This window comes from Pseudomonas sp. ATCC PTA-122608 (assembly GCF_001952855.1).
Taxonomy (GTDB): Bacteria; Pseudomonadota; Gammaproteobacteria; order Pseudomonadales; family Pseudomonadaceae; genus Aquipseudomonas.
In genome coordinates, this window is the sequence record NZ_LPNO01000008.1 from 140,501 (window position 1) to 153,263 (window position 12,763).

Annotated in this window: 9 protein-coding genes; 5 read left to right on the plus strand and 4 right to left on the minus strand. The window is 61.9% G+C overall.

All coding sequences use genetic code 11. The annotated features are described in order from the left end of the window. Positions 1 to 43: 43 nt before the first annotated feature. The gene (locus tag AU074_RS09890) at positions 44 to 430 is read right to left on the minus strand and encodes a MarR family winged helix-turn-helix transcriptional regulator (protein WP_083676658.1); all 387 of its coding nucleotides are present in this window, start codon (positions 428 to 430) and stop codon (positions 44 to 46) included. Positions 431 to 739: 309 nt separating this feature from the next. On the opposite strand from AU074_RS09890, the gene AU074_RS09895 reads away from it, so the two are divergent. The 4 genes from AU074_RS09895 (at position 740) to yghU (ending at position 7,527) form a co-directional block, all read left to right on the plus strand. After that, entirely contained in the window at positions 740 to 3,928 is a 3,189-nt protein-coding gene (locus AU074_RS09895; RefSeq protein WP_076014558.1) for an efflux RND transporter permease subunit, read from the plus strand. 1 nt (position 3,929) lies between these two features. Further along, complete coding sequence (locus tag AU074_RS09900; RefSeq protein WP_076014559.1) at positions 3,930 to 5,111, plus strand: efflux RND transporter periplasmic adaptor subunit; 1,182 nt, start codon at positions 3,930 to 3,932, stop codon at positions 5,109 to 5,111. After that, entirely contained in the window at positions 5,104 to 6,531 is a 1,428-nt protein-coding gene (locus tag AU074_RS09905) for an efflux transporter outer membrane subunit (protein ID WP_076014560.1), read from the plus strand. The genes AU074_RS09900 and AU074_RS09905 overlap by 8 nt, the downstream gene beginning before the upstream one ends. A gap of 153 nt (positions 6,532 to 6,684) precedes the next feature. Further along, positions 6,685 to 7,527 carry a glutathione-dependent disulfide-bond oxidoreductase gene (gene yghU / locus AU074_RS09910; RefSeq protein WP_076014561.1) on the plus strand — a complete coding sequence of 281 codons (843 nt, stop codon included), beginning with the start codon at positions 6,685 to 6,687 and terminating at the stop codon, positions 7,525 to 7,527. Between the two features lie 71 nt (positions 7,528 to 7,598). Here yghU and AU074_RS09915 read toward each other — a convergent pair whose 3' ends face one another. The 3 genes from AU074_RS09915 to AU074_RS09925 form a co-directional block, all read right to left on the minus strand. Further along, positions 7,599 to 8,927, minus strand: a complete 1,329-nt coding sequence (locus AU074_RS09915; RefSeq protein ID WP_076014562.1) for a cation:dicarboxylate symporter family transporter — start codon at positions 8,925 to 8,927, stop codon at positions 7,599 to 7,601. A 91-nt stretch (positions 8,928 to 9,018) separates the two neighbouring features. Then, positions 9,019 to 10,227, minus strand: a complete 1,209-nt coding sequence (locus AU074_RS09920; protein WP_083676659.1) for a pyridoxal phosphate-dependent aminotransferase — start codon at positions 10,225 to 10,227, stop codon at positions 9,019 to 9,021. Positions 10,228 to 10,238: 11 nt separating this feature from the next. Further along, positions 10,239 to 10,904: an RraA family protein gene (locus AU074_RS09925; RefSeq protein WP_076014563.1), complete on the minus strand. Its 666-nt coding sequence runs from the start codon at positions 10,902 to 10,904 to the stop codon at positions 10,239 to 10,241. Between the two features lie 117 nt (positions 10,905 to 11,021). On the opposite strand from AU074_RS09925, the gene AU074_RS09930 reads away from it, so the two are divergent. Further along, complete coding sequence (locus tag AU074_RS09930) at positions 11,022 to 11,918, plus strand: LysR family transcriptional regulator (RefSeq protein WP_076014564.1); 897 nt, start codon at positions 11,022 to 11,024, stop codon at positions 11,916 to 11,918. Positions 11,919 to 12,763: the final 845 nt, after the last annotated feature.

Sequence of the window (12,763 nt, forward strand, 5' to 3'; positions counted from 1 at the left end):
CGGACCCCATATCAGCCATTACCTGAATAACGGATATGCCCCCTCAACCCAACAACGCCCGAGCAAACTCATCAGACGCAATAAAGTCCATGGCCTTACGCAACTCGCAAGCCGCCTCAGCACCAAAAGCCGCATCAAACCGCACCGCCATCTGCCTGGACACCACCCGCGCCTCCTCGTACTTACGCTGCCCCGCATCGGTCAACAGCACCCGTCGGCTGCGGCGGTCCAACTCATCCACCTGCAACACCACCAACCCATCCCGCACCAGCGGCTTGAGCGTATGCCCCAGGGCCGACAAATCCATCACCAACGATTGCGCCAAATCACGCATCTTCGGCGCGTCCCCATTGGCGATATGGTTCATCAACGAATACTGAGTAGCCTTCAGCCCAAACGGCAAAAACGCCTCATCATAAATTTGCGCCATCCGCCGGGACGCACGACGCACGGCTCCATTGGAACAGGTGCTGGGACTATTCAGGACGGGCGGTGCGCATTTCACAGGCTGATCACTCGCTACAGATCAAGGGTTAACCGAACGTTAATCCGGCAAGATGAATATTGACACATGTAGCAACAAATTAGTTGCGTATACCTCTAAAAGCTATATCGTGGCATATGCCTCTATTTTGACCGGATGTCAGCGCAGTTGGCCCGGAACACAGACGGGCGAGGCAGGAGGAAAGCACTGTTCAGTGCCTCCTTCAGTGTTCAACTTCCTGTCTGGATCACACCTATGCTCAGCCTTGTGCGCATCGCATTGCGGCGCCCCTATACCTTCCTGGTATTGGCTATTTTCATTCTGATTGTGGGCCCGCTCGCGGCCTGGCGTACCCCGACCGACATCTTCCCCGAAATTCGCATCCCCGTGATTGCCGTGATCTGGCAGTACACCGGCTTGCCTCCGGATCAGATGGCCGGCCGGATCACCTCGCCGTTCGAGCGGGTGCTGACCACCACGGTCAACGACATTCGCCATATCGAGGCGGAGTCGTTGAACGGCTTCGGCATCGTCAAGGTGTACTTCCAGCCAGGCGTCAATATCAGTACCGCCAACGCGCAAATGACTTCGGTGTCCCAGGCCATCCTGCGTCAATTGCCACCGGGCACCACGCCGCCGCTGATTCTCAACTACAGCGCCTCGACCGTGCCGATCGTGCAATTGGCGTTGTCCGGCAAAGGCCTCAGCGAACAGAAGCTCGGTGACCTGGGCCTCAACACCGTGCGCCTGATGCTGACCACGGTGCCCGGTGCGGCACTCCCATACCCGTTTGGCGGCAAGACCCGCCAGGTGCAGATCGACCTCGACTCGGCGCGGATGCAGGCACGTGGGCTGTCGGCACAAGACGTTGCCACTGCCCTCGCTACGCAGAACCTGATCACCCCAATAGGCACGCAAAAGATCGGCAGCTACGAGTTCAACCTGCAACTGAACAACTCGCCGACGGACTTCCACGACCTGGAAAACCTGCCGATCAAGACCGCCGACGGCACTACCGTGTTGATTCGTGACGTGGCCACCGTACGCGACGGCAACCCGCCGCAGACCAACATCGTGCACGTCAACGGCAACCGTTCCGTGTTGCTGCCGGTGCTCAAGACCGGTTCGGCCTCGACCCTCGGGGTGATCGCCGGCATCAAGGACAAACTGGCCGACAACAAAGGCGCGCTGCCGCCCAATCTGAACATCGACTTGATCGGCGACCAGTCGCTGTTCGTGCGTTCGGCCATCAGCGGTGTGGCCCGTGAAGGGGTGATTGCAGCGGCGCTGACCAGCCTGATGATCCTGTTGTTCCTCGGCAGTTGGCGCTCCACGGTGATTATCACCACCTCGATTCCGCTGGCCATCCTGTCGTCGATTGCCACGCTGTCGGCGCTCGGTGAAACCCTCAACATCATGACCCTCGGCGGCCTGGCATTGGCCGTGGGGATTCTGGTGGACGACGCCACGGTGACCATCGAAAACATCAACTGGCACCTGGAGCAGGGCAAACCGGTGGAGACGGCGATCCTCGACGGTGCGGCGCAGATCGTCACGCCGGCGTTCGTGTCGCTGCTGTGTATCTGCATCGTGTTCGTGCCGATGTTTTTCCTGGAAGGCGTGGCGCGCTTCCTGTTTGTGCCGATGGCGGAAGCGGTGATCTTCGCGATGATCGCCTCGTTCATCCTCTCGCGAACCCTGGTGCCGACCCTGGCCAATTACCTGCTCAAGCCTCACGAACATCATGCGGACGGCACGCCGGTGGTCGCGCCGTCGAGCAACCCGCTGGTGAAATTCCAACGCGGGTTCGAGCGGCAGTTCGAAGCGTTTCGCGGGATTTACCACGGGGCACTGGAGAGTGCCTTGCATCACCGCCGTATCGTGGTGATCGCGCTGCTGGCGTTTGTTGCCGTGTCGTTTGCGCTGGTGCCATTTCTCGGCCGCAACTTCTTCCCTGAGGTCGACTCCGGGCAGATCCTGCTGCATGTGCGTGCCCCGATCGGTACACGGGTCGAGAGCAATGCGCGGCTGGTCTCGCAGATCGAAAACACCATTCATAAAGTGATCGAGCCCCAGGAACTGGCGGCCATCGTCGACAACATCGGCCTAGCCATCAGCGGGATCAACGTGGCCTACAACAACACCGGCACCGTGGGCTCCCAGGACAGCGATATCCAGATCAGCCTGAAAGAGGGCCATCGTCCCACCGCCGATTACATGCGCGAACTGCGTGAACGACTGCCCCGTGAATTCCCGAATGCAGTGTTCTCGTTCCCGGCGTCGGACATCGTCGGGCAGATCCTCAACTTCGGCTCTTCCGCGCCGGTGGATGTGCAAGTCAGCGGCAATAACCTGCCAGCCAACTTCACCTATGCCAGCACGTTGCTGCGGGAAATCCGGCGGGTGCCGGGGGTGGTGGATGCGCGCATCCAGCAGTCGCGGCAACTGCCGACCTTCAATATCAACGTGGACCGTACCCAAGCCCAACTGGTGGGCCTGAACGAGCGCGACGTGACCAACAGCCTGGTGGTTAACCTCGCCGGTTCCAGCCAGGTGGCGCCGACGTTCTGGCTCAACCCGGCCAACGGCGTGTCCTACCCGATTGTGATGCAAACCCCGCAATACGGCCTCGACACCCTGGCCGCCTTGCATAACCTGCCGTTGAGCGGCAGTGCCGGTGCGGCGTCGGACCAGACCCTCGGCGGCCTGGCCTCCATCGACCGCAGCCACAGCAACTCGGTGGTGACCCAGTCGGATATCCAGCCGGTGGTCGAGGTCTTGACCGCGATCCAGGGTCGCGACCTCGGTGCCGTCGCCGCCGATATCCAGAGGATCCTCGCCGCCCACGCCAGTGAAGTGCCCACCGGTTCCAAGGTGCTGTTGCAGGGCCAGGTGCAAACCATGAACGCGGCTTTCAGCGGCTTGCTGTTTGGCCTGCTTGGCGCGGTGGTGCTGATCTACCTGTTGATCGTGGTCAACTTCCAGTCATGGGCTGACCCGTTCGTGATCATCACCGCCTTGCCGGCGGCGCTCGCGGGGATTGTGTGGATGCTGTTCATCACCCACACGCCGCTGTCGGTACCGGCGTTGACCGGGGCGATCATGTGCATGGGCGTGGCCACCGCCAACGCGATCCTCGTGGTGAGCTTCTGCCGCGAACGCCTGGCGGTGCACGGGGATGCGGTGCAGGCGGCGCTTGAAGCCGGTTTTACCCGTCTGCGCCCGGTATTGATGACCGCGATTTCGATGATCATCGGCATGGCGCCCATGGCCCTGAGCCTGGGGGAGGGCGGCGAACAGAACGCTCCGCTGGGCCGTGCGGTCATCGGCGGGCTGGCCTTCGCCACCATTGCCACGTTGTTCCTGGTTCCGCTGATTTTCAGTCTTGTGCACGGGCGGCGTCAGCACGCCACGCTTGCGACCACCGCCACTCAAGGGGTTTGACATGTCCACTTCCGTTTCCAATCCGGGTTCACCCCGCCGTAAATCCCGTGGTCTGCTCTGGCTCGTGTTGGGGCTGGTGGTGCTGGTCGCCGTGGTGGTGTTCGGCATCGGTGTGCGCGCCAGTGAATCCCATGACCTGAAAACCTGGACCGACGCACAGGCCTTGCCCAGCGTGATCCTGATCACTCCGAGCGTGCAGCCCCAAGGGCCGATCCTGAACCTGCCGGGGCGCCTTGAGGCGTATTCGCGGGCGTCGATCTTTGCCCGGGTCAATGGCTACCTCAAGACCTGGAACGTCGACATCGGCGACCACGTAAAGGCCGGGCAACTGCTGGCCGAAATCGACACGCCGGAGCTGGATCAACAACTGCTGCAAGCCAAGGCTGTACTGGCTTCGGCCCAGGCCGACGAGTCGCTGGCACAGACCACCGCCAAGCGCTGGCAGGCGATGCTGGCCTCGGATTCGGTGTCGCGCCAGGACGTGGATGAGCGCACCGGCGACCTCACCGCCAAGCAGGCCAAAGTGGTCGCGGCCAAGGCCAACGTCGACCAGTTGGTTGCCACCAAGGGCTTCCAGCGGTTGACCGCGCCGTTCGCCGGTGTGGTCACTGCGCGCTCCACCGATGTAGGTGCCTTGATCAGTGCCGGTGGGGCCACCGGCAAAGAGCTGTTCGCGGTCTCCGATGTCAGCCGCCTGCGGGTGTATGTGCAGGTGCCGCAGTCGTCGGCGCCGCAGATCAAGGTGGGCACCGTGGCGCGTCTCAGCGTGCCGGAATATCGCGGTGAAGCCTTCACTGCGAAGGTGATTGCCACCGCTGATGCGGTCAACGCCGCGTCCGGCAGCACCCTGGTGCAACTGCTGGTGGACAACCCCGGCAGCCGCCTGTTGCCGGGCGGCTACACCAGCGTGCAGTTCACCTTGCCGGTACAGACCGACGTGCTGCGCCTGCCCGCCAGCGTCCTGATATTCGATGACAAGGGCATGCGTGTGGCGACCCTCGATGCGAACAATCACGTGCACTTCAAGACCGTGACCATCGCCCGTGACTTTGGTGACAGTGTGGAAATCGGCAGTGGCCTCGTCGCCACTGACCGGGTGATCGACACCCCGCCCGACGGCCTGGCCGACGACGATTCGGTGCAACTGGCCGCCAACCCCGCAGAGGCCAAACCCCATGGCTAAGCGCACTTGCCTGGTATTGGTCGCGACCCTGGGCCTGGGCGCCTGCCACCTGGCGCCGCCGCTGGACGTGCCGGACGTACCCGTGGCCGCGCAGTTCCATACCCAAGGACCGTGGACCGTCGGCACACCGAACGACCAAGCGAGTCGCGACGGTTGGTGGCACATCTACAAAGACCCGCAACTGGATGGGATGGAGCAGCAGTTGCTGCAAAACAACCCGGACTTGAGCGCGGCATTGGCTCACTATTCCCAGGCCCAGGCGTTTTTGGCCCAGGCGCAATCCGGGCTGTTTCCGAAGCTTATCGGGTCGGGCAATGCCCAGCGCATTCGCCAGTCGGACACCCGGCCACTGCGCTCAGCCAGCCCGCCGAATGTTTACGATTCCGGGACAGTGGGCGTGGAACTGGACTATGAAGTCGACCTCTGGGGCCGCGTGCGTGACACCGTTGCCGCCGGCACCAGCGACGCCCAGGCCGCCAAGGCAGACCTGGCTTCGGTGCGCTTGAGCTTGCAGGCTCAGTTGGCCGACAGCTATATCCGCCTGCGTGGCATCGACCGGCAAGACCAGTTGCTACAGGAAACCAGTGACGCTTACGCCAAGGCTCTGAGCCTGACCGAAGGCTTGCATGGCGGCGGTATCGTTTCCGGTCTCGACGTAGCGCGAGCGCGTACCCAATTGTCGACGGTCAAGTCGCAACTGAGCCAGAACCGGGTGCAGCGTGCAGTGCTTGAACACTCGATAGCGGCGATGCTGGGTGAGTCCGCATCGACCTACGCGATTGCCCCCAGCGTCGCGGATATCGCCTTGCCCGGCGTGCCCACCGGCGTACCGTCTACGCTGTTGCAGCGCCGGCCGGATATCGCCGCTGCCGAGCGTCGGATTGCCTCGGCCAATGCACGCATAGGTGTGGCGAAAGCCGCCTGGTTCCCGGCCCTCACGCTGAGTGCCCAAGGCGGTTTCCAGAGTGATGAGTTCGCGCATTTGTTGAGTGCGCCCAACATCTTCTGGGCCATTGGCCCGTCGCTGGTGGGGACGATTTTTGATGGCGGCGCGCGCCAGGCCGGAGTCGACAGTGCCAAGGCGGCAACAGATGAAGCCGCAGCCAAGTATCGTGGTGTAGTGTTGACCGCGTTCGAGCAGGTGGAGAACAACCTGTCGATCATCTCCGGGCTCGACACTGCCCTGGTTGACCAGCGTGATGCTGCCGCTGCTGCGCAGTACGCCGAGGACTTGTCCCTGGCGCGCTATCGCCAGGGCGGCGCCGCGTACCTGGATGTGGTGACGGCGCAGGTAGCGTCGTTGCAGGCACAGCGAACTGTGCTGGATCTACAGACTCAACAGTTAAGCGCCAACGTAGGACTGATCAAGGCATTGGGTGGCGGCTGGAATATTGCCCAACTGGCCCAAAAAAACCTGTAGGAGCGAGCTTGCTCGCGAAGGTCGTCAACGATAACGCGGGCACCCTGAAAGAACACGGCGCTCTCGAGTTTTTCGCGAGCAAGCTCGCTCCTACAGTTAGTGAGTGAGTTATTTGGTTAGTTGTTGTGAACATTGAATCCAAGGAGTAGTGACATGACTGATTACGTACCGCCAAAAGTCTGGACCTGGAAGACCCAAAACGGCGGCACCTTCGCCAGCATCAACCGGCCCATCGCCGGTGCGACCCACGACAAGGAATTGCCGGTCGGTCGTCATCCGTTGCAGCTGTATTCCCTGGCAACGCCCAATGGCCAGAAAGTCACGATCCTGCTGGAAGAGCTGTTGGCCCTGGGTCACCAGGGTGCGGAATACGATGCGTGGTTGATCAAGATCGGTGACGGCGACCAGTTCGGCAGCGGCTTCGTTGGCGTGAACCCGAACTCGAAGATTCCCGCGCTGCTGGACCGCAGCGGGCCCAAGCCGATTCGGGTGTTCGAGTCGGGGGCGATCCTGCAGTACCTGGCCGAGAAGTTCGGCGCGTTCCTGCCCACCGAACCGGCGGTCCGTGCCGAGTGCCTGTCGTGGTTGTTCTGGCAGATGGGCAGCGCGCCGTACCTGGGCGGTGGTTTCGGGCATTTCTATGCCTATGCGCCGACCAAGATCGAATACGCCATCGACCGTTTCGCCATGGAAACCAAGCGCCAACTGGACGTGCTGGACAAGCAACTGGCCGAGCACGAATACATCGCCGGGGATGAGTACACCATCGCCGACATGGCGATCTGGCCGTGGTACGGCGGCCTGGTGAAAGGCCGCTTGTACGAAGGCGGAGAATTTCTCTCGGTGCAGGATTACAAGCACGTGCTGCGCTGGGCCGATGCCATCGAAGCGCGGCCTGCGGTACAGCGAGGGCGCCGGGTCAACCGCGTGTCGGGCGAGCCTTCAGAGCAACTGCGCGAGCGTCATGACGCGTCGGACCTCGACCTGCACAGTTGACAGAGCTGACAACCCACACCTTGTGGCGAGGGGGCTTGTCCCCCGTTGGGCTGCGCAGCAGCCCTGAAAATTCACCGCGTTTTTTCAGGGAAACTCGGTGAGCTTATTGGGGCTGCTGCGCAGCCCAACGGGGGACAAGCTCCCTCGCCACAGGTATCTGCAGTGCCCTCCCGGCGTTCCCACTTGGCAATCACCAGCGGTGCCAGGGCATTGCCCAGCACATTCAATGCGGTGGTCGGCATTTCCATCAGGCGATACACCCCGGCGATAAACGCGATGCCCTCCAACGGCAAGCCCGCACTCGCCAGGGTCGCCGACAGAATCACGAACATGAACCCCGGCACGCCGGCCGCGCCCTTGGACGTCAGCACCATGGTCACCACCAGCAGGGCCTGGTCGCCCAGGCTCAGGTCGATGCCATACAACTGCGCCACGAACAGCGTGCCGATCCCCAGGAACAGCGACGCACCGTCCAGGTTGAACGAATACCCCACCGGCACCACAAAGCTCACCAGCGAAGGCGGCACGCCGTAGGTTTCGAGCTTCTTCATCAGTTGCGGCATCACCGCCGCCGAGCTGGCAGTGGAGAACGCCAGGATCAGTTCGTCCTTGATATGCCGCATCAACGCAAACAGGTTGATCCCGCACAGCCGCGCCACCAGGTTGAGCACCACCAGCACGAAGAACGCAATCGACACGTAGCTGACCATGATCAACTTGGCCAACGGCAGCAGCGAACTGAACCCGAAGTTGGCCACGGTCACTGCGATCATCCCGAACACGCCGATAGGCGAATAGGCCATGATCATCGACGTCACCTTGAACATCGCCTCCGACACCCCGCGCAGCAAGGCAATCACCGGGTCTTTGCGCTCGGCCGGCAAGCGCGAAACCCCGAGGCCAAACATCACCGCGAAGAACAGCACTGACAGCAAGCTGCCCTGGGCCATGGCGTTGATCACGTTGTCCGGGATGATCCCGACAATGATCTGCCCCAGGCTGTGGCCACCGCCGGCGCTGCTGGTGGGCAAGGTCACCGCGCTGGCTTTCAGGCTGGCCAGTTCGGTGCCGGCACCCGGCTGGAGCAGGTTGCCCATCACCAGCCCGACGATGATCGCCAACGTGGTGATGCAGAAGAAATAGCCCAGGGACTTGGCCCCGATGCGTCCCAGGGATTTACCGTCACCGTGCCCGGCAATGCCCACCACCATGCAGGCAAACACGATGGGCACGACGATCATCTTCATCAGCTTGATAAAGATATCGCCCGCCGGTTGCAGCAGGTTGTCCACCAGCCACGGCCGGGACTCGGGAAAACGGTGCAGCAGGGCACCGATGGCGATGCCGGCGAGCAGGCCGATCAGGATTTGCCAGACCAGCGCGATGCGGGGCTTGTGCATGGGAATGCCTCATTTATATCAATGATTATGAGTGTTGTTCTAGGCAGTCAATGAGCGGCCATCCCTGGCCGCCGGGTGGTGTGGGTATCCGTCAGCGCAATCGATGGCACGCTTCATTCAGGCGACGGCAACCTTCTTCAATCACTTGAAGCGAGCTGGCGAACGACAGCCGGATATACGGCGACATGCCGTACGCCGCACCACTCACGGTGGCCAGGCCGTGTTCTCGCAGCAGGTACTCGGCCAGTTGTGTGTCGCTGTCGATCCGCTCGCCGTGCGGGGTGGTCTTGCCGATCAATCCGGCGACGTTGGCGAACACGTAGAACGCGCCCTCCGGTGGGGTGAAGCTCACGCCGGATATATCTTCGAGCAAGCCCAACATGCGTTCGCGGCGTTGCTGGTACACCTCGCGCATCCCGGCGATGGGCGCCTGGTCGCCGGCGAAGGCGGCAACCGCAGCCGCCTGGCTGAGAGAGCTGGGGCAGGTGGTGGTTTGCGAAAGCAACTTGGCGATGGCCGCGATCAACCACGCCGGGCCTGCACCGAAACCCAGGCGCCAGCCGGTCATGGCATAGCCCTTGGAGGCGCCGTTGACGATCAGCGTGCGCGGCTTCAAATCCGGTGCAAGTCGGGTCAGGGAAACGTGGCGGGCAGCGTCGTAGACAAAGTGCTCGTAGATCTCGTCAGCCATGATCAGCACATGGGGATGACGCCGCAGCACCTCGGCCAGGGCCAACAGCTCGGCCTCGTTGTACACCGCGCCACTGGGGTTGTTCGGGCTGTTGAGGATCACCCATTTGCTGCGCGGGGTGATCGCCTGTTCCAGGGCTTGCGGCGACAGCTTGAACCCCAGTGACTCATCGCCGGGAACGATCACCGGCGTTGCGTCATTCAGCCGCGCGATGTCCGGGTACGACACCCAATACGGCGTGTGCACGATGACTTCGTCGCCGCGATTCAGGGTCGCCGCCAGGGCGTGATAGATGATGTGCTTGCCACCGCAGCCGGCAATCACTTCGTCCAGCCCGTAGTCCAACTGGTTATCACGCTTGAGCTTGAGGCAGATCGCCTGGCGCAGGGCGAGGGTGCCGCTGGTGGCGGTGTAGTGGGTGTCGCCACTGTGCATCGCGGCGCTGGCTGCTTCGAGGATATGCGCGGGTGTATCGAAGTCCGGCTCGCCCACGGTGAAGTTGACGATGTCCCGACCCTGGGCGCGCAGTTCGCTGACCAGTGCGTTGGCGGCGATGCTCGGGGAGGGCGCAATGCCCAGCACCCGATCTGACAGAAATTCAGTGCTCATGATGTTCCCCTTCAACCTGCCAGGCCGGCCTGTTGCAGCACCTTGTCGATCCAGCTCTGGCGCACCGCACCGCTGGCGATTTCGGCTTTGACTTCCTCTTCGTGGGCCGCGTGTTGTGCGGCCTTGCGCAGTACTTCGGCGGCGTCGGCCTGGGAGAAGGCGACCAGGCCGTCTTCGTCACCCACCAGCACATCCCCCGGGTTGATCAGCATGCCGCCGATGGACACCGGCACATTCACTTCCCCCGGGCCAGTCTTGTAAGGCCCGCAATGCACCACGCTGCGGGCGTAGCAAGGCGTGTCCTCGAAGCTCGCAACATCGCGAATCGCCCCGTCAATCACAAACCCCACGCAGCCGCGTTGCTGGGCGTAGAGCTTGACCAACTCGCCGATCACCGCGTTGTTGGTGTCGCCCTGGGCGTCCACCACCAGCACGTGGCCGGGCTCCAGCATGCTCATGGCCTTGTAGATCAGCAGGTTGTCGCCAGGGCGGGTTTTCACCGTGAGCGCGGTGCCCACCAGCTTGCCGGTACGGTTGTAGCGGTTCAGCCCACGGGCGCCGATGTGCCGGCCGAGGTTGTCGCTGATGTGCGGGGTGACCACGTGAGTGAAGGCTTCAAGCACTTCGGCAGAAGCCAGCGGTGGGTTGGGGAGGATGCGGGAACCGGGCAAGGACATGGCTGTAACTCCGATTGATCTTATGGGTCTGTGGCTAGATCTTAGGAGCGATGAAGAAGCAGTTTTAGCGATATTTTATTATCTGATAGGATCGCTTTTTCTCATGGGAGGTGGCCGATGATCACGTTCAAGCAAATCGACGCGTTGTACTGGATTGCCGAGCTGGGCAGTTTCGAAGCGGCGGCGAACAAGCTGAACATGTCGCAGTCGGCGATTTCCAAGCGCATCCAGGAGTTGGAAGAAACCTTCGATGTCGAGATTTTCGACCGCAGCAAACGCAATGCCCGGCTGACCGAAAAAGGCGCCGAGTTGCTCGACTACGCCAAGGACCTGCTGGAGCGTCGCGACTACTTGCTGGAGCGGGTGAGTACCCGAGAAGTGCTGGTGCGCAGGTTTCGTCTCGGGGTGACGGAACTGACGGCCTTCACCTGGTTGCCTGCGCTGGTGGAAGCGTTGCGTGAGGCGTATCCCAAAGTGCAGATCGAGCCGTCAGTGGAGTTGAGCAGCGAGCTGTTTCGCAAGCTGGAGAGTGATGAACTGGACCTGGTGATCGTGCCCGATGCCTACAGTGATTCGCGGTTCCTGAGTACGCCGTTGGGCAGTGTGGAAAACGCCTGGATGTGCGCACCGTGGTTAGTCAGTGAGCCTGATCCGGTAGGGCTTGAGGTGTTGGCGGGGTATACGGTGCTGACCCAGGGTTCGCACTCCGGGACGGGCCTGCTTTATGAGCGCTGGCTGGCGGCGCATGCTGTGCAGATGCCGCGTAAGCTGACCAGCCATAACTTGCTGGTGCAGGTCGGGCTCGCGTTGTCGGGGGTGGGGGTGAGTTACTTGCCCAAGGCGTGCTTGTCGCATTTGATCGAGCGCGGAGAATTACGCGCATTGGAGACGGAACCGGCGCTGCCCAAGGTTGGGTATGTGGCGTTGCATCGCGGGGATCGGCAGTTTGGGTTGAACCAGGATGTGGCGCAGTTGGCGGTGCAGTGTTGTGATTTTTCGCGGTTGTTGTTTTGAGTGTATATCCGTTATTTGGGTAACGGCTACTTAGGGTTCCGCTCTTACAGCGGGTCACTTTTGAAAAGCGCAAAAGTAACCAAAACGCTCTGCCCCGCCTGTCGGCACCTCGCCTAGGCTCGGTGTTCCCTCACTCCGGCATTGCTCCGCGGGCCGCCGCGACGGGCCATCCATGGCCCGGCGCGGCTAAACCGGCGTCCTGCCGGTTTACCCGCTCCGCAATACCTGCGTTCGGCCTCGGGCTGAATGGGGCAGTCAGATCAAGATCAAAAGCAAGAGCACAGCGGCCTACAGGCCGGCTTGAGTGTTAAAAGCGAAAGCAAAGCTGCTTTTCTGTAGGAGCGAGCTTGCTCGCGAAAAACCTGAGGCCGCCGCGTTGAATCAGGATGCCCGCGTCATCGTTAACGACCTTCGCGAGCAAGCCCGCTCCCACATTTTGAACCGTGCCCGCTTTTGATTTGGCTGTTGCTTCACCACACTCAAGCCGGCCGGTAGCCCCGGCCGGCTTGAGTGTTAAGAGCGAAAGCAAAGCTGCTTTTCTGTGGGCTTGCTCGCGAAAAACCTGAGGCCGCCGCGTTGAATCAGGATGCCCGCGTCATCGTTAACGACCTTCGCGAGCAAGCCCGCTCCCACATTTGGACCGTGCCCGCTTTAGCTTTTGATCTTGCTGTTGCTTCACCACACTCAAGCCGGCCTGTAGGCCGCTGTGCCCTTGATCTGCTTTTGATCTTGATCTTAGGCGCCCCGTTAAACCACGCTGGCCGAACGCAGGCTTTGGAGCGTGGGTAACCCGGCAGGACGCCGGGTTAGCCGCGCTGGGCCAAGGATGGCCCATCGCGGCGGCC